Source organism: Saccharopolyspora sp. 6M, assembly GCF_020176775.1.
GTDB classification, from domain to species: Bacteria; Actinomycetota; Actinomycetes; order Mycobacteriales; family Pseudonocardiaceae; genus Saccharopolyspora_C; species Saccharopolyspora_C gregorii.
Genome location: NZ_JAIUJZ010000029.1, coordinates 34,076 through 52,103, shown reverse-complemented (window position 1 = coordinate 52,103; position 18,028 = coordinate 34,076). Strand labels below are relative to the sequence as shown.

9 protein-coding genes are annotated in these 18,028 nt (G+C 75.8%); all 9 read right to left on the bottom strand.

The genetic code is table 11. From position 1 onward, the window contains the following. Positions 1-12: 12 nt before the first annotated feature. The 9 genes from LCD31_RS05265 to LCD31_RS05225 are packed head-to-tail and all read right to left on the bottom strand — an operon-like array spanning position 13 to position 17,919. A complete protein-coding gene (locus LCD31_RS05265; protein WP_224956320.1) occupies positions 13-2,667 on the bottom strand; it encodes a methyltransferase in 2,655 nt (884 codons plus the stop codon). Continuing rightward, positions 2,664-3,695 (bottom strand): NAD-dependent epimerase/dehydratase family protein, encoded by a 1,032-nt coding sequence (locus LCD31_RS05260; RefSeq protein ID WP_224956319.1) that lies wholly within the window; start codon positions 3,693-3,695, stop codon positions 2,664-2,666. The genes LCD31_RS05265 and LCD31_RS05260 overlap by 4 nt, the downstream gene beginning before the upstream one ends. Beyond that, positions 3,692-5,437 (bottom strand): ABC transporter ATP-binding protein, encoded by a 1,746-nt coding sequence (locus LCD31_RS05255; RefSeq protein WP_224956318.1) that lies wholly within the window; start codon positions 5,435-5,437, stop codon positions 3,692-3,694. The genes LCD31_RS05260 and LCD31_RS05255 overlap by 4 nt, the downstream gene beginning before the upstream one ends. Beyond that, positions 5,434-7,224 (bottom strand): ABC transporter ATP-binding protein, encoded by a 1,791-nt coding sequence (locus LCD31_RS05250; RefSeq protein ID WP_224956317.1) that lies wholly within the window; start codon positions 7,222-7,224, stop codon positions 5,434-5,436. The genes LCD31_RS05255 and LCD31_RS05250 overlap by 4 nt, the downstream gene beginning before the upstream one ends. Then, on the bottom strand, positions 7,221-12,692 hold the full coding sequence (locus tag LCD31_RS05245) for a non-ribosomal peptide synthetase (RefSeq protein WP_224956315.1): 5,472 nt from the start codon (positions 12,690-12,692) through the stop codon (positions 7,221-7,223). The genes LCD31_RS05250 and LCD31_RS05245 overlap by 4 nt, the downstream gene beginning before the upstream one ends. Beyond that, a complete protein-coding gene (locus LCD31_RS05240; RefSeq protein ID WP_224956314.1) occupies positions 12,682-14,532 on the bottom strand; it encodes an ABC transporter ATP-binding protein in 1,851 nt (616 codons plus the stop codon). The genes LCD31_RS05245 and LCD31_RS05240 overlap by 11 nt, the downstream gene beginning before the upstream one ends. After that, on the bottom strand, positions 14,529-15,329 hold the full coding sequence (locus LCD31_RS05235) for an ABC transporter permease (protein ID WP_224956313.1): 801 nt from the start codon (positions 15,327-15,329) through the stop codon (positions 14,529-14,531). The genes LCD31_RS05240 and LCD31_RS05235 overlap by 4 nt, the downstream gene beginning before the upstream one ends. After that, on the bottom strand, positions 15,329-16,372 hold the full coding sequence (locus tag LCD31_RS05230; protein WP_224956312.1) for an ABC transporter permease: 1,044 nt from the start codon (positions 16,370-16,372) through the stop codon (positions 15,329-15,331). Before LCD31_RS05230 ends, LCD31_RS05235 begins: the two co-directional genes overlap by 1 nt. Continuing rightward, complete coding sequence (locus LCD31_RS05225) at positions 16,372-17,919, bottom strand: ABC transporter substrate-binding protein (RefSeq protein ID WP_224956311.1); 1,548 nt, start codon at positions 17,917-17,919, stop codon at positions 16,372-16,374. The genes LCD31_RS05230 and LCD31_RS05225 overlap by 1 nt, the downstream gene beginning before the upstream one ends. Positions 17,920-18,028: the final 109 nt, after the last annotated feature.

The window sequence follows — 18,028 nt, the reverse complement described above, 5'->3', positions numbered from 1 at the left end:
TAGCGGGGAGGTTCAGGCGCGCGCGACGAACACGCGGTGCCCCAGGGGTTCCAGCGCGTGCCCGGGCGGCGGGAGTTCCAGCTCGCGGTGCAGCCCGGCGCGGTCGAGCACCGCGCGCCACTGCGGCAGCGACAGGAACGTGGCTCCGGACCCGGCGCGGTCGTCGTGCGCGTCGGCCATGAGCAGGCCCTGCGAGGCCATCACCCAGTGCTCCTCGGTGGTCGGTTCGGTGAGCACCAGCAGCCCGCCGGGGGCGAGCAGCCCGCGAAGCCGACGCACGGAGGCGTCGGTGTCGGTGGCCGCGTTCAACGCCCCCGCGCCGAGGACGAGGTCGAAGGGGCCTCCGTCGAAGTCCTGCGCGTCCGGCTCGGCGTCGAGGTCGAACAGCCCGTAGCGCACCGCGGCGCCGAAGCGCTGCCGCGCCTGGTCGAGGAAGAACCGGGACACGTCGGTGAACAGGTAGTCCACCCGGGCGCCGCCGAGCGCGTCGAGCACGACCTCGGTGGTGGCGCCGGTGCCCGCGCCGACCTCCAGCACCCGCAGCGGTCGGGCCGCGCGCCGGACGGACTCGGCGACGAGAGCGGCCACGGCGCGCTGCTGGTAGCGGGCGGTGATGCTCTCCCGGTACAGCGCGCGGGCCAGGTCGGTGCGGCCTTCGGGGAACAGCAGCAGCACCGCCTGCGCCCGGCCGGTGATCAGCTCGGGCAGCGCTTCGGCGCTGCCGCGCGCGTAGTCCACGGTCTCGGCGGCGCCGAACGCGGCCAGCCAGCGCTCCCGCGCTTCCCGCCACGGATCGTCGATCCGCAGGAGTTCCGCGTGCTCCGGCACGGGCGCGTAGCCGCCGTCGCGGTGCACCAGCAGCCCTTCCCGCGCCAGTTCGACCAGCCAGCGACGCACCAGCGCCCGGTGCTCCGGGGCGACCGCGGCGGCGTCGAGGATCCGCTCCGCCGAGTCGGTTCCACCTGCCGCGGCGGACCATCCGGCGCGCACCAGGGCGGCGAGCATGGAGCGCAGCGCCGCCGCGTCCACCAGCCGCAGCGCGTCGAGGGCGGCGTCCTGGTCGAGCCCGGCGATCTCGGCGTCGGCGGCGGCCGCCACGTCCGCGGCGAGATCTCCGGCCGGTCGGGGCGCGACGGCACCGCGCGGTTCCACGTCCAGCTCCGCCCACGCGGCCGCCTCCGCCGCGGTGAGCTCGGCGCCGGTGAGCACCACCCGGCGCAGCGCGGACAGGTCCGTCATCAGCGCGGCGGGCAGGTCCGGGAGGGCCCGCGCCTGCTCGGCGGGCAGCACGGCGGTCTCCACCTCGGAACGCTCCAGCCAGGCCAGCAGCCGGGCGGGCGTCGCCGCCGGGTCGCCGAGCACGGCGGTTCCGCCCGCCGACCACACCGCGGCCGCCCCGTCGCCGGTGAGCACGCCGGTGCGTCCCGGTTCCGGGCCGAGCGCGGCGGCGAGGCCGGTGCCCGCGCCGAGCGTGGCGAGGAGGCCGCGCACCCGCTCGTCCGCTTCCGGTTCCCCGCCCAGCGCCGCCCGCAGCCGCGCGGCGGTCCGGGTCGCGGTGCCGGTCTCCAGCACGACGCGGTCGCCGAGCTCGGCCAGCACGTCGGCGACGTCCGCCGCGCCGGGGCGCACCGCGTGGAACAGCAGCTGCCCGGCGGCCGCCCACGGCGACCCGGGTTCCGGGTGCACGGCCCGCAGCTCGAACCCGGCGGCGCGCAGTTCGGCACGCCACCCGGCGTCGTCCAGGAACACCTCGCCGCTCGCGGCGCGCCGGTCGGTGTGCCGATCCCGGCCGTCCTCCGCGGACAGCAGGAACTGCATGGAGGTGAGCATCGCGCGGTTGTCCCGCACCGACTCGGTGCAGACGAGCTCCCCGCCGGGCGCCAGCAGTGCGCGGACGCGCGCCAGGGTCTCGCCGAGGTGGCGGGCGTTGTGCAGCACGTTGCCGGCCAGCACCAGGTCGGCGCTGCCCGCCGCGAAGCCCTGCGCGGCGAAGTCGGCGTCCACGTCGAGCAGTTCCGCCGCCAGCCCGAGCCGCTGCGCGACGGGCGCGAACAGCCGGGAGACGTCGGTGAACCGGTGCTCGACCGGCGCCCCGGCCGCCCGCACCGCGCGCAGCACGGCCTCGGTGGTCCCGCCGCCTCCGGCGCCGAGCTCCACCACGCGCAGCGGGGCGCGCCGGGAGGCGGCGGCGACCACGAGCGCGGCGCAGGTCTCGTTGAGGTGGTCGGTGAACGCGTTGCGCTGGTAGGCAGTGAGCGCGTCCAGCACGTCGTCCCCGTCGAACAGCAGGTCCTGCGCGCGCACCTCGTCGCGCAGCAGTTCCGGGAGCCGGTCCAGCGCGGCGCGGTGGAACCGCGCCATGCCGTCGGGGAAACCGAGTTCCCGGTAGTCGGCGGCGAGCCCGTCGACGTCCATCCCGGACGGTTCGGCGAGCCGGTAGCGGTCCTGCTCGGCGGTGAGCAGACCTTCCTCGCTGAGCGCGACGAGCCAGCGCCGCAGCAGCCACTCGTGGCGGGGTGCGACGCGCAGCGCGCGGCGGAGCTGGGCTTCGGTGACGGGCTGGGCTTCGCTCGCGGGCTGGGCACCCACCGCGTCCCGCAGCACCCGCAGCATCGCGGCCAGGCTGGTCCGCTCGACGCGCCGCAGCGCGTCCAGGGGCACGTTCACAGCACACCTTCCTCGTCGTCGTCCGCGGGCCAGGTCACCCGGGCGGACAGCTCGGCGACCACCGCGCGCGCGTCGAGCACGTCCGCGGCGTAGTGCCGCCCGGCCGGGACGGTCCCGGCGAGCACCGCGGCGACGGCGGCGGCCGCCACTTCCCCGCTGAGCTCGGCGTTGCCCGCCCCGTGCAGCACGGCGGTGCGGGACTCGGGCGCACCACCGCGTTCCCCGTCCGCGCGGACGGTCATCGTCACGAAGCGGGAGCGCCCGGCCAGGTCGAGCAGGCTCGCCCGGCGCAGGTCGGCGATCGCGGTGGCCCGGTCCGTCCCGCGCACCCGGTCGAACACGGCGGGCACGTGCTCGCCGCACAGCACGGTGCGCCAGTCGCCGCGCTCCAGGCCCAGCTCGGCGGCGAGGCGCTCGTCCTCGGTGCTGAGCTGGGTGAGCACGGTGACCCGGCCCGGGAAGTGCGGCAGCTCGACGTCGGTGCGCCGCGCCTCCCCGGTGCGGCGCACGCCGCCGCGCCAGCCCGCCGACGGGCGGGTGAGCCCGTCGGCGACGCCGTGCAGGTAGTCCGCCGCGGCGACCTCGGTGAACCGGTCGAGCAGTCCGAAGTGGACCTCGAGCGCGTCCACCCGGTCGAGCTCGGCGGCGACCGCGCGCGGGAACAACCCGGTCAGGCCCGGCCGCAACCCGGCCGAGAGGACCGCGACGCGGGGACCGGCGGGGTCCAGCAGCGCGTGCAGCGCCTCGTCCCCCGCCACGTCCACGTAGTCCGCGCCCGCGCGGTGCGCCGCGACGGCGAGCGCGTCGCCGATCTCCCGCGACGGCCCCGCGCAGTTGAGCAGCACGTCCAGCCCGGCGCAGAAATCGTCCACAGTAGACTTGGAACGGAAGTCCACCACCCGCTCCTCCGGCCCGGAAGGCGCGCTGCGCCCGCCGATCCGCACCGCGCACCCGCGTCCGCGCAACGCCCGCACCGCGTGCGAACCGACGTCCCCGCGCCCGCCGACGACTCCGACGACAGCGGTCACCGGTCCTGCTCCGCGGACACCAGGCGCCAGCCGCGGCTGCGGGTGCGCCGGTTCCAGAACTCCGCGTACCGGCCGTCCGCGGCCAGCAGCTCCTCGTGCGTGCCGCGTTCGGCGATGCGGCCGTCGTCGAGCACCAGGATCTGGTCCGCGGCGACCACGGTCGGCAACTTGTGCGCGATCACCACCAGCGTGGAGGTGCGCATCAGGCTGCGCAGCGCGTCCTGCACGTAGCGCTCGTTCTCCGGGTCCAGGGCGGCGGTCGCCTCGTCCAGCAGCACGATCGGCGCGCCCTTGAGCACGGCCCGCGCCACCGACACCCGCTGCCGCTCCCCGCCGGAGAGCGAGGCGCCACCCTCGCCGACCGGGGTGGCCCAGCCCTGCGGGAGCCGTTCGACGATCTCGTGCACGCCCGCCAGCCGCGCCGCCTCGCGCAGCTCCTCGTCGGTGGCGGCGGGCCGGCCGATGCGGATGTTCGCTTCCAGCGTGTCGTCGAACAGGTACACGTCCTGCATCACCAGCGACACCTGCTCGGCGAGCCCGGCCGTGCCCAGTTCGCGCACGTCCGCGCCGCCGACGCGCACCACCCCGGAATCCACGTCGAAGAACCGCATGATCAGCCGGGTGATGGTGGTCTTGCCGGAGCCCGAGGCCCCGACGACCGCGGTCATGGTGCGCGGGGGCACCCGCAGCGACACGTCCCGCAGCACCGGGTTCGCCGGGTCGTAGCCGAAGCGGACCGCGTCGAACTCGATCTCGCCGGGGCGGGTGACCTCGGCGGCCGCGGCCGGTTCGGCCAGCGGCTCCTCGTCGAAGATCTCCGCGAGCCGTCGCAGGTCGTTGCCGGCCATCCGCACCATGCCGCTGAGCCCGGCGACCTCGGTGAGCGGGCCGACGAACCGCGCGGCCAGCGCCAGCAGCGCCACCAGCGTCACCGGCTCGATCGCGGACCCCAGCACCAGCGCCACCCCGACCGCGACCAGCGCGGCGAAGGACAGCTGCACGGCGAGCCCGGAGGCCAGCAGCCGCGGCATCGTCTCGGTGAGCATCCGGCCCGCGGCGCGCCCGCGGCCGTCGATGGCCTCCTCCAGCGGCGCGTAGCCCTCGGCGCCGCGGCCGAACGCGCGCAGCGTCTGCTGGTTGCGGGCGAACTCCACCACGCGGTTCCCGGCGAGCGCGTCGGCGGCGTCGCGCTGCTGCTCGGACCGCCCGATCCAGTGCGCGGACCAGCGGTGCGTCAGGTACAGCAGCGGCGCGGCCAGCACCATCACCAGGCCGAGGCGCCAGTCGAGCACCAGCATCGCCACCGCCACCGTCGCGGGCGTGACGACACCGCTCACCACCGGGGTGAGCAGGTGCGCGAACACGTTGGTGACCATGAAGGTGCCGCCGGTGGCGCTGCGGGAGAGCCTGCCGACCTTCTCCGAGCTGAACCAGCCCAGCGGCAGCGAGGCCACGTGGTCGCCGAGGCGGCGGTGCAGGGTCCCGAGGGTGACCAGCGCCAGCCGGAATCCCTGCATCGCCTGCTGGTAGCGGGCGACGCAGGTCGCCAGCACGGCGATCGCCAGTGCGCCCAGCCAGCGCCAGGCGGCACCGGTGTCGCCGCTGAGCACGGCGCCCAGCACCGGCACCAGGAAGGCCATCGCCAGCCCTTCCAGCACCGCGTACCCGACCAGCCAGGCCAGGTAGGAGCGCAGCGCACCGCGGTGCTGCGGCCCCAGGATCGTCGCCAGGTGCCTGATCATCGTGCTGCTCCTCCCCCGTCGGGCGCCCCGGCGGTGCTGTCGGTGGTCGACTCGTGCTCGGCCCACATGCGCGCGTAGCGGCCGTCCGCGGCGAGCAGTTCCGCGTGCGTGCCCTGCTCGGCGACGCGGCCGCGTTCGACGACGACGATCCGGTCGACGTCGGTGATGGTGGACAGGCGGTGCGCGATCACCAGGACGGTGCGGCCGCGCGCGACGGCGGACAGCGCCTCCTGGATCTCGGCTTCGGATTCCGGGTCGGCGTAGGCGGTGGCCTCGTCCAGCACCAGCACCGGGGTGTCGGCGAGCAGCGCGCGGGCGATGGAGACGCGCTGCGCCTCCCCGCCGGAGAGCACCGCGTCCTCGCCGATCACCGACTCGTAGCCGCGGGGCAGCCGGGTGATGCGTTCGTGGATGCGGGCGGCTTCGGCGGCGGCGACCAGTTCCCGCTCGGTCGCGGCGGGCCTGCCCAGCCGCAGGTTGTCGGCCACGGTGCCGTGCAGCAGCTGCACGTCCTGCAGCACGAACCCGACGTGCCGGTACAGCTCGGCGGGCGCGATCTCGCGGACGTCGACACCGCCGAGCCGGATCGCCCCACCGGTGACGTCGTAGAACCGCGGCAGCAGCTTCGCCAGCGTGGACTTGCCCGCGCCCGACGGGCCGACGAGCGCGGTGACCGTGCCGGGGCGGCAGGTGAGGTCCACGCCGCGCAGCACCGGTTCGTCCGCGGCGTAGCCGAACTCCACCGCGTCGAACTCGACGAGGTTGCCCTGCGGGCTGCGCGGTTCCGCGGCCACCGGCAGCGCCGGGGCGGACAGCAGTCCGGACAGCCGTTCGGCGGCGGCGACGGCCTTGCGCTGCGCGGTGAAGCCCTGGTTGAGGGTGAGCAGCGTCGAGGGCAGCACCACGGCCACCAGCACCTCGGCGAGCACGTCGATCGGCGTCACCCAGCCGCGCTGCACGAACCAGGTGCCGCCCGCCACGCCGACCAGCGCGATCACCGGCACCGACAGGGCCATCGAGGTCAGCGCCTCCAGCCGCAGCACCGGGCGGACCCACCCGGCGTAGCGCTCGCCGAACTCGTCGACGGCGCGCCGGTAACCGGCGTGCGCCCGGCCGGTCTGCCCGAACGACTTCACCACGGCGATGCCGTGCACGAACTCCGCGATGGCGGCGCTGACGCGGGCGAACCCGGAGTCCATCTCGCGCATCTTGTCGGCGAACCCGCGCATCATGAACCCGTAGGCCACGAAGTAGATCGGCAACGTCGCCAGCGCCAGCAGCGCCAGCCGCCAGTCCACCCACAGCAGGTAGGCCAACCCGCCGAGCGGCAGCACCACCGCCCCGGCCAGCTCCACGTCGTGGTGCGCGATCAGGTGGTGCAGGTCGTCGACGTCGTCCTGCGCGGCCTTGCGCACCCGGCCCGAGTTGGTCTCCGAGTACCAGCCGAGCCCGACCTCGCCGAGCTTGCGGACCAGCCTGCGGCGCAGCTCGGCCTGCATCCGGCCGTCGGCCAGGTGCGTGATCCACAGCGCCGCGCCGGTGCAGCTCCAGCCGAGCACCGTGCCGACCGCGATGACCACCGCGGTCCAGGCCACCCGGGTGGCGTCCAGCGGCCCCGGCGCCAGCAACGTGCGCCCCAGCTCGGCGATCCCGACGAACGGGGCGAGCGTGGTCAACGCCCCGATCCCGCCGAGCAGCACCCCGAGCCGCGTCATCGGCGCGATCGGGCGCCGCAGCTCGGCGAGCGCCGAGCTGCCCTGCTCCGCTCCTCCAGCGGCTGTTGTCATGCGTGCGCTCCCTGCTCCTCGACGTCCGCGCGCAGCGGTTCGGCCAACCGGTCCGCGACGATCTGCACTTGTGGGGGTTCGATGACGCTGAAGTGGTCGCCGGGCACGTCGGAGACCGCGAACCCGCCGAGGCAGGTGCGTTCCCAGAACGGCGCGGCGAAGTGCCCTACCCCGGCGGTGAGGCCGAAGGTCTGCTGCTGGTCGGCCCGCAGGAACCGCATGTCGCCGGCGTAGGGCTCCGGGTCGAAGCGAGCGGCGATCATGCTGTGCCTGCACACCCGGAACAGGGTCGGCACCATCTCCGGCTCGACCGGGACGCCGGCGTTCTCGGCGGCGGCGCGGGCGTACTCGGCGAGCCGGTCCCGCTGGTCGATCCGGGCCCGGCGGGTGGCCGCCTCGGCGACCGCGGTGAGCCCCGGGTCGTCGCGCAGCGCGGCGATCGCCCCGGCCGGGACCTTGCCGGAGCACTGCTCCATCAGCGTCTGCACGGCGCGGTGCACGTCCGCGGCGTCCACTTCGGGCCCGAAGACGGAGGCGACCGGGTCCAGCCCCAGGTTCGGCACGAAGATCGATTCGAAGGCGAGTTCCTCGTCGGTCTCGATGAACATCGGGATGCTGTCGACCAGCGTCAGGTCCACGACCTCCAGGCCCCGTTCGGCCAGCCGCCGCGCCACCTCGGTGGCCAGCAGCCCGCCGAGGCAGTAGCCGACGAGCTGGAACCGGGTGTGGCCCTCGTCGACGAGCCGCCGCGCGTAGTCGTCGGCGACGCGGGGGATCAGGTCCTCGGCGGGGATCGCGCAGTACGCGTCCCAATCGGCGACCGCGAGCCCCACCACGGGGCCGAGCCGCTGCTCGGCGAGCGCGGCGCCCAGGTGCTGGAAGTAGTCCATCGTGCCGAGCGCCGCGTGGAACAGCACCCGCACCGGCCCGTCGACGTCCTGCGACCCGAACGGCACCAGCAGCGAGCCGCCCCGTGCCGCGCGCACCGGCGCCACCTCGGGTTCCCGCCCGGCTCGCAAGGCGGCGAGCAGCGCGGTCACGGTGGGCTCGTTGAGCATCTGGCGCAGCAGCGTGTCGTAGGCGAAGTCCGCGGCCTCCGGGACCTCCTCGCGCAGCCGGCCCGCGACGCGCGCCAGGATCAGCGAATCCGCGCCGCGGTGGTAGAAGTTCTCGTCCGGCCCGATCCGCTGCACGCCGAGCGCGGAGGCCCACAGCGCGCACAGCCGCGCCGCCAGCTCGTCCCCGCCGTCCACATCGGACTCGACCGCGGTGCCGACGGGTTCGGCGGGCCGCCATCCGGCCAGCGCCGCCCGGTCGATCTTCCCGTTGCGGGTGACCGGCAGCGCGTCCACCAGCTGCAGATGCGCGGGCACCATGTGCGCGGGCAGCCGCTCCCGCAGGAACCGCTCCAGCGCCGCCGGGTGCGGGGCCGCGCGGTCGGCCCCGACCCGCGCGGCGAACAGGTGCATCCCCTGCGCGGCCATCGGGTGTTCGTCACCGGGCAGGCACAGCACTTCTTCGGCACCGGCCTCGGCGAGCAGCGCGCGCCAGCGGTCCCGGTCCAGCAGGGTGCTCGCGCCGCGTTCCCGGTCGCCGTCCGCCGGATCCATCATGAAGCCCTGGGTGAGCAGGATCTGCGGGTGCTCGCCGGTCGGTTCGGTGAACACCAGCCAGCCGCCGGGGGCGAGCAGTTCCACGGCGGTGCGCAGCGCGGCGGCCACGTCCTGGGCGCTGTTGAGCATCCCGGCGCACAGCACCACGTCCGCGGAGTTCGGCGTCGCGCCCTGCGCCCGCAGGTCGCCGTCCACGTCGAGCAGGCCGAACCGCAGCCCGGGCACTCCGGCGAACTCCTCCTGCGCGGCGGGCAGGAAGAACGGGGTGACGTCGGTGAACAGGTAATCCACCTCGAACCCGTCGAGCAGCGGCAGCACCGCCGAGGTGGTCGCGCCGGTGCCCGCGCCGAGTTCCAGCACGCGCAGCGGTTCCGGTCCGTCGTGCCCGGCGGCGATGCGGTGCAGCACGGCGGCGGCGCCGTGGTTGGCGTAGCGCATCGCCGGGTCGTCGCGGTACACCGCCCGCGCCGGTTCGTCGCGGCCCTGCGGGAACAGCAGCTCGAACGGGTTCTGCTCGTCGTCGAGCAGCGCGTGCAGGCGGCCGACGTGGTCGCGCTGGTAGCGCACGAAGTCCGGGGTGCACAGACCGCGCTCGCAGTGCCGTTCCACCTGCTGCCAGGCGCGTTCCACGTCCTCGCCGGAGACGTCCGCGGCGATCCGCAGCAGCCCGTCCCGCTCGGCGACCTCGCCGCCGTCGAGGAGGCAGCGCAGCCAGCGGCGCACCAGCCAGCGGTGCCGCTCGTGCGGCTGGGCGGCGTCGACCACCGCGTCCTCGTCGCGCGGGGCGGCGAAGGCGCCGCGGGCGCGCAGCGCGTGCAGCATGGACAGCCGCGCCGCGCGGTGCAGGTCGTGCAGGTAACGCTCGACGTCCTCGGCGGTGAGCCCCGCGACCTGGCGGTCGGCGAACTTCGCCGCGGCGGTGCGCAGCCGTTCCCGGCCGCGCTCGTCGCGGTCCGGCTCGGCGACGCGGGCGGGTTCGGTGAAGCCGAGCAGCGCCCGCTCCCCGCCCTCACCGGCGACGACGGCGGCCGCCGCACCGACCTCCGGGTGGGCCAGCAGCGCGGCCTCCACCTCGCCGAGTTCGATGCGGTGGCCGCGGATCTTCACCTGGTCGTCGCGCCTGCCGAGGAACTCGATCTCCCCGCCGGGCAGGTAGCGGCCGAGGTCGCCGGTGCGGTAGAGCCGCTGCCCGTCGGCGGGGTGCGCGACGAACCGGTCCGCGGTCAGCTCCGCGTCCCCGAGGTACCCGAGCGCGAGTCCCGCGCCGGTGATGCACAGCTCGCCGGGAGTCCACACCGGACAGTCCCGCCAGTCCGCGTCGAGCACCCGGAAACCCTGGTTCCGCAACGGTGTTCCGTACGGGATGCTCGTCCACGACGGGTCCACCCGGTCGATCGGGTGGTGGATCGACCAGATCGACGCCTCGGTCGCGCCGCCCAGCGAGACCAGCTCGGCGGCCGGGGCGAACCGGGCCAGCTGATCGGGCAGCGTCACCGGGATCCAGTCGCCGGACAGCAGGCCCAGCCGCAGGCCCGGCAGCACCGCGGGCTCGGAATCCAGGTAGTTCACCAGCATCTGCAGCTGGGCGGGCACCGAGTTCCACAGCGTCACGCCGTGCTCGGCCACCAGTTCCGCCCAGTGCGAGGGGTCCGCGCCGCGCTCCGGGTCGGGCAGCACCAGCTCGCCTCCGGCGGCGAGCACCCCGAACACGTCGTAGACGGACAGGTCGAAGCCGAGCCGGGCCAGGCCCAGCACCCGGTCCCGCTCGGTGACGCCGAACCGCTCGGTGACGTCGTCCACGGTGTTGCGCGCGGCGCGGTGGCTGATCACCACGCCCTTCGGCGCCCCGGTCGAACCGGACGTGTAGATGACGTAGGCCGGGTCGTCCGGCGCGGTCGCGGGCCGCGGCGGCGCGGTCGCGGCGGGTTCGAGCCGGTCCAGCTCGGTCACCACCAGCTCGTCCGGCAGGTCGGTGGTGCGGGACTGCACGAGCACCCGGCGCACCCCGGCGTCGGCGAGCACCCGGTCCCGGCGCACCCGCGGCTGGTTCGCGTCGATCGGCAGGTAGCAGCCGCCGGCCAGCAGCACGCCCAGCACGCCCACGACCTGCTCGGGACCGCGGTCGACCAGCACGGCGACGCGCTCCCCCGGTTCGATCCCGTCGAGCCGCCGCGCCACCTCGGCCGCGAGCCCGGCGAGCTCGCCGTAGCGCAGCGCACCGCCCGGGTGGCGCACCGCGATCGCGTCCGGCGCGCGGGCGGCGCGCGCCAGGACCCCGTCCTGCAGCAGACCGTCCGGGACCGGCCCGGCGGTGTCGTTGGCGCGGGCGCGCTCGGCCCGCTGCCACTCCGGCAGGCCCACCGGTTCCGGCAGCTCCCACGCGGCCGCGTCCGCGGCCAGCGAGCGCAGCAGTTCCTCGAACGCGGCGAACATGTCCGCGACGAGCCCGTCGGGGAAGATGCCGCGGCGAACGTCCCAGTCCACCACCAGTTCCCCGGACCCGTCGTTGACCTGGCAGTCCAGGAAGACCTGCGGGGTCTGGGTGATGCCCTCGCCGAGCACGCGACCCGCACCGGACCCACCGCTGGGCCCGAGACCGAGCGCGCTGGTGAACACCACCGGCATCAGCGCCGCCTCCTGGCCGCGGGCGCGGGCCAGGTCGCGGATCACCTCCACGCCGGAGTGCAACCGGTGGTCCAGGTCGGTGAACAGCCGCGCGCCGCGCCGCGCGGCGCGCTCCCCCAGCGAGGTCCCGGCCATCCCGTCCACGTCCAGCAGGCTCACCGAGGTGAAGTCGCCGACGAGCCGATCCACCTGCGGGTGCAGCGGCAGCCGGTTCAGCAGGGTGAGGTTGAGGGTGAAGCGGCGGCGCGCGCTCCAGCGGTCCAGCACCGAGGCGTAGGCCGCGAGCACCGCGTTGGCGGCGGTGATCCCGCGCGCCCCCGCCTGGGCGCGCAACTCGTTCCAGTCCTGTTCGGACAGCCGGAACCGGTGCCGGTCGAAGCGGACCTCACCGGTGCCGCTGCCGGTGCGCATCGGCAGTTCCGGCGCGGGCGGCAGATCGTCCACCTTGGACTTCCAGTACTCGCGGTCGCGGCGGTACCGGGCCGTGTCGCGCAGCCCGCGCTCGGCGAGCAGGTAGTCCCGGAAGGTGATCTCCAGCTCGGGCAGCTCGGCCGCGCGGCCCGCCAGCACCAGGTCCAGCTCGTCCAGCAGCACCCCGGCGCTGCCCCAGTCCGCGATGAGCGAGTCCAGCGAGAAGTGCAGCAGGTCGCCGTCGTCGGTGCGGGTCAGCCGCAGCTCGAACAGGGGCCACACCGCGGTGTCGTAGCGCCGGTGCCCCAGTTCCTCCCGGACCGCGGCCAGGTGCGCGGCGACCGCGTCCGGCCCGGCACCGCGCAGGTCGGTGCAGGCCACCTCGCAGCGCGGCACCTCCGGCAGCACCTGCTGGTAGCCGTCGGCCGACACGGTGGCGCGCAGCATGTCGTGCCGCCCGATCAGCAGGTTCCACGCGGCGACCACCGCGTCCGGCTCCAGGCTCGGGTAGCCGACCTCCAGGTACCCGTGGCAGGCGACGCCGCCGTAGCCGAAGGAATCGCGCCTGCCCAGCAGGTACGCGGTCTGCACGTCGGTGAGCGGGAACGGTTCGCCGCGGGCGTCCGGGTCGGCGCGCACCTGGCCGGCGTCCTGCTCGCGGTCCAGCAGCGCGAGCACCTCGTCCTTTTGCGCGCGCAGGGCGTCGCGGTGCTGCTGGGTGAGCGCGCCCTTCGGGGCGCGGAACCGGATCTGCCCGTCCTCGCTCCACAACCGGACGCCCAGGTCCTGGAGCTCGAAAATGATCTCGTCAGCGTTCATGGGTGCGGCACTCCTCGCCGGGCACGGGGGCGGTCTGGGCTGGGTCGGTCTGGGCTGGGGCGGTCGGGTCGGAGCTCGTCGGCAGCGGTTCGGTCGGGTCCGCGCTCGCCAGGTCCAGGTCGGCCGGGTCGACGTCGACCGGGTCGGCGCTGGCCAGGCCCGGGTCGGCCGGACCGGCATCGGCCGGATCGGTGCAGGACTGGTCGGTGCAGGACTGGTCGGCGTCGGCGTCGGCCGGACCCGCATCGGACCGGCCGGGTTCAGCCGAGCCGGAACCGACCGCGGCCGGTTCGCTCGGATCGGCGTCGCGCGGACGGCGTGCCGGCCGCCGGTCCAGCAGCCGCAGCGCGGCGGCCTCCGGATCCGGCGCCAGCAGTTCGGCGGTGGGCCCGGCCGCGGCCGTGCCCCCGGCGGCGAGCACGAGCACCCGGCCCGACCGGCGCGCCGCGATCTCCGGGTCGTGGGTGATGAGCACGACGCCGAGCCGCAGCCGCTCGCGCAGCTCGTCCAGCAGGTCGAGCACCTCGTCGCGGGTGTCCGCGTCGAGCGCGGAGGTCACCTCGTCGCAGACCAGCACCTCCGGGCGGCCCGCCAGGGCGCGGGCCAGCGCGACCCGCTGGCGCTGGCCGCCGGAGAGCTCGCCGGGGAGCCGGTCGGCCAGGTCGGCGGGCAACCGGACCGCGTCCAGGAGCCGCCGGACCTCCGCCGCGCGTTCGCCCGCATCCCGCATCGAGCGCAGCAGCCGCAGCGGCCGGTCCAGCGCGGTGCGCACGTCCTGGCGCGGGTGCAGCGCGTCGGCCGGGTGCTGCGCCACCAGGGCGATCCCGGCGCGGCCCCGCCGGTCACGTCGCCGCACGTCCGGGTGCAGCGGTGCGCCGCGCAGGAGCAGTTCACCGGCCCCGGCGGGGTGCAGGCCGACGATCCGGCGGGCCAGGGTGCTCTTGCCCGCGCCCGAGACGCCCAGCACCGCGACGCAGTCGGATTCGCGCACGTCCAGGTCGACGCCGGCGAAGACCTCGCGCGACCCGTGGTGCGCGGCGAGCCCGCGCACCCGCAGCAGGTCGGCGCCCGCGGACGCCGGCGCCGGGTGGAGCGGTGGTTCGCCTCCGGCCCGGTCCGGGGTGCGACGGGGCCGAGCCGGCACCGCACCGGTCCCGCCGGGCCGGGCGTCCGCCCGGGCCGGGACCACCGCGCCGTCCTCGACCGCCACGACCCGGTCCACCTGGGACCGCAGCGCCGCGACGTCGTGGCTGATCCACAGCAGCGCCACCCCGTCGTCCCGGGAGCGCGCGATCTCGGCGGCCACCTCGCGGCGCGCCAGCACGTCCAGCGCCGTGGTCGGTTCGTCCAGCACCAGCAGGCGCGGGCGCCGCGCGAGGGCGGCCGCCAGCACGACCCGCTGCTGCTGGCCGCCGGAGAGCTGGTGCGGGTAGCGCTCGGCGAGCGCGGCGTCCAGGCCGACCCGGTCCAGCAGTCCGGCGAACTGCTCGGCGCGGCGCCGCCGCGGCACCGGGCCGGTGATGGTCAGCAGGGTGGAGCGGACCGTCGCGTACGGGTTCAGCGCGGCACCCGGGTCCTGCCCGACGTAACCGACGAGCCCGCCGCGCACCCCCGGCCCCGGCGCGGGCAGCACGTCCCTCCCGGCGACGAGGCTGCGGCCACCGTCGTGGCGCAGTCCGGGCCGCAGCGCGCCCAGCAGCGCGAGCGCCATCGTGGTCTTCCCGGAACCGGAGGCCCCGACCAGCCCGACGGCCTCACCGTCCATGATGGACAGATCGACGCCGCGGAGCACCGGGGCCCCGCCCGCGGAGACCCACAACCCGCGCAGTTCGGCGATCACGCGATCACGCTCCTGGCCCGGCGCCCCGCGCCGTCGGCGATGAAGTGGGTGCCGACCGCCAGCAACCCGATGCCCAGCACCGGCGCCAGCAGCGCCCACGGCTGCAACGACACCCCGGGCAGCGCCTCCACGATCAGCAGTCCCCAGTCCGAATCGGTCCCGCTCAGCCCGAGGAACCCGGCCGCGGCGGCCAGGTACACGGCGGAGACGAAGCGCAGCACCGCGTCGGCCAGCAGCGGACCGGCGACCAGCGGCAGCACTTCGCGGCCGAGCAGCCAGCCCCAGCCCTCACCGCGGGCGATCGCGGCCTCCAGGTGACCGCGCCCGAGCACCTGATCGGCGGCGGCGCGCGCCACCCGCGCGGTCAGCGGGGCGCCGGTGAGCACCACCGCCAGCACCAGCCCGGTGCGATCGGGCAGCGCGGTGAGCACCAGCAGCAGCACCAGGATCGGCGGCACCGCAGCCAGCACGTCCAGCGGTCGCAGCACCAGCGCCGCCGCCCAGCGCCGCGAGCCGGCGACGAGCGAGGCGAACAGCCCGGCCAGCGCACCCACCGCGGACCCGCCCAGCGCGGCGAGCGCGCTGGTCAGCAGCAGCGGCCTGCCGCCGTGCAACATCCGGGACAGCACGTCGCGCCCCAGGTGGTCGGTGCCGAGCAGCCCGACCGCGCCGGGCGCGGCGAACGGCGGCCCGACCGGCCTGCTCGGCGAGTGCGGGGCGAGTTCCGGGCCGAGCAGCACCAGCAGCAGCACCGCGGCGAACAGCACCCAGCCCAGCCGGATCGAGAGCGCGCGCATCACCGCACCGCCCCCGTCCGCAGCCGCGGTGTCAGCAGCACCACGGCGAGGTCGGCCAGCACCAGGGCCAGCAGCATCGCCGCGCCCAGCAGCAGCACCAGCGCCTGCACCACCGGCAGGTCCCCGGTCTGCACCGAGGAGACCAGCAGCTGCCCGATCCCCGGGTAGCCGACGATGTTCTCCACCAGCACCGCACCGCCGACGGACGCGACGGCGGTGATCAGCCACACCTGCACCGCCACCGGCAGCACCGCGGGCACCACCGCGCGGCGCAGCACGACCGAGCCGCGAACTCCGCTCAACCGCAGGAACTCCACCTGCGGTGAGTCCACTGCGGACACCGCGGCACCGCGGATCACCCGCGTCGCGTACGCCAATCCGGCCAGCAGCAGGCCGAGCACCGGCAGCACCAGCATCTCGGGCCGCAGCAGCGGATTCGTCCCCGCGGGCACCAGCGATACGGCGGGCAGCCAGCGCAGCGTCACCGCGAACAGCACGACGAGCCCGCCGGTCACCGCGAATTCCGGCACCGACACCAGCAGCAGCGCACCCGTGGAGATCGCCCGGTCCGCGGCGCGCCCGCGGCGCCACGCGGCGAGCACGCCCAGCAGCAGCGAGCACGGCACCAGCAGCACCCAGGCCAGCCCGGCCAGCAGCACCGAGTTCCCCACCCGGTCGGCCAGGAGTTCGCCGACCGGCCGCCCGGTCGCCGACGTCCCGAGGTCGCCGCGGACCAGCCCGGCGAGCCAGTCGCCGTAGCGCGCCGGCACCGGCCGGTCCAGCCCGAGGTGCGCGCGCACCTGCGCGATCCGTTCCGGACCGGAGGTGGCACCCAGCCGCGCGGTGACCGGATCACCGGGCAGCAGGTCCACGCCGACGAACACGGCGAACGACAGCAGCACCAGCAGCAGCGCGCTGATCGCGAGGCGGCGCGGCAGCGCTCGCCAGCCCGCGCCGAGTTCGCGGCCCACCGGGCCGGTCCTGCCGAGGAGGCCGGATCCGCTCATCGGCCCCGGCCTGCCCACCAGGTCGGTTCCGCCCATCAGGCCAGCCCCGCTTTCCCGAAGTACGGGTACTTGGCCTGGTCCCGGATCTCCAGGCCGGCGACCTCCCGCCGGGCCATCCCGAGCACGTCGGCCAGCCCCCACACCACGGTGTTGCCGCGGTCGAACATCACGTCCTGCACGTCCTGCCAGGCGCGGGCGCGGTCCTGCTCGGCGGTGCTCGCCATCGCGCGCTCCAGCGCCGCCGCGAGCTCCGGGTCGGGCAGCGACAGCGACGGGATCCCGGCGAGGCGCCCGTAGGCCACGGCCAGCGGGTAGGTGCCGAGCGCGAAGGTCACCGAGTCGGCTTCGGCGATGGCCGAGCTCTCGAAGAACTCGGCGAGCCCGACCAGCTGGGCCTGCGCGTCGAGGCCGATCTCCCGCAGCTGCTCGACGAACAGCTGGGTGGCGGCGTTGTAGCCGTTCTCGTACTCGGCGGAGCGGGCCACGACCCGCGCGCCCGCCACGCCTGCTTCCCGCACCAGCTCGCGCGCCCGCCGCACGTCCCGCGGCAGCGGCGGCCGGTCGTCGAAGTGCGCGCTGCCCGCGCCGAACAGGTCGTTGCCGGGCACGCCGAAGCCGAGCAGCGCGGTGTCCACCAGCGCCTGCCGGTCGACGCCGAGGCGGACCGCTTCGCGCACCCGGGGGTCGTCGAACGGCGCCTTCGTCGCGTTGAGCACGAACGCGTAGCCGGTGCGCTGCCGCGGCCCGGCGGTGCGGATCTCCAGCTCGGCGCTCGGCGCCCCGGCGCGGGCCTGCACGAACGGGATGTCGCCCGCGTAGTCGGCCTGCCCGGCGGCGACCGCGTTCACCTTCGCCTGCTGGTCCGGCAGGCTCAGCAGCACCAGTTCGTCGACGGGCGCGGGTCCGTCCCAGTGGTCGTCGAAGCGGACGAGGCGGGTCTGCCTGCCGGGTTCGAACTCGGCGACGCGGAACGGGCCGGTGCCGACGGCCTCGTCGAAGGACGCCCCGGCGCGCACGATCTTCGCGGGGAACGCGGCCAGCAGCAGCGCCGGGTCGCCGATCGGCGTCGAGGTCGGCACCCGCACCGCGAGCCGGTCCAGCACTTCCGCCCCGGCGACGTCGAAGTAGGTGCCGAGCTCGCTCGGGTACGGCCGGTCCGGCGAGGTCATGTACCGCAGGCTGTGCACCACGTCGGCGGCGCTGAACGGCGATCCGTCGTGCCAGCGCACCCCGTCGCGCAGCCGGAGGGTGAACGAGCGCGCGTCGGCGGCGACCTCTAGCCCGAGGGCGAGCGCGGGTTCGGCCGTGCCGTCGTGCAGCACGAACAGCGTGTCGTAGACGGCGCCGCTGCGGACCAGGTCGACCGGTGCTCCGCCCGCGAACGGGTCGAGGCTCTCCGCGGCCCCGGCTCCGCCGAACGCGGCGCGCAGCACTCCCCCGCGGCGCGGCACCCGGCCTGCGTCCTCCGGGACCGGGCCGCTCCCGGCGGCACCGCTCGCGCAGCCCCCGAGCACCGCACCGGTTCCGGCGGCGCCGAGCGCGATCCCGGCGAGCCGGAACAGCTCGCGGCGAGAGCGGATCATGGGGTGCCTCCTGCTTTTCCCGGTCCGGCGCGCGGTGCGCCACCGGATCGACATCGATGATCGTTTTCAACTGGTTCGGACGTGCGGTCCCGCCGGAAGGGGCGGGGAG

Bases quoted from the DNA above. Each gene is read 5' to 3' on its own strand.
- LCD31_RS05245 (WP_224956315.1), bottom strand. From the start codon at position 12,692: ATGAACGCTGACGAGATCATTTTCGAGCTCCAGGACCTGGGCGTCCGG.
- LCD31_RS05255 (WP_224956318.1), bottom strand. From the start codon at position 5,437: ATGATCAGGCACCTGGCGACGATCCTGGGGCCGCAGCACCGCGGTGCG.
- LCD31_RS05235 (WP_224956313.1), bottom strand. From the start codon at position 15,329: ATGCGCGCGCTCTCGATCCGGCTGGGCTGGGTGCTGTTCGCCGCGGTG.
- LCD31_RS05230 (WP_224956312.1), bottom strand. From the start codon at position 16,372: ATGGGCGGAACCGACCTGGTGGGCAGGCCGGGGCCGATGAGCGGATCC.
- LCD31_RS05225 (WP_224956311.1), bottom strand. From the start codon at position 17,919: ATGATCCGCTCTCGCCGCGAGCTGTTCCGGCTCGCCGGGATCGCGCTC.
- LCD31_RS05250 (WP_224956317.1), bottom strand. From the start codon at position 7,224: ATGACAACAGCCGCTGGAGGAGCGGAGCAGGGCAGCTCGGCGCTCGCC.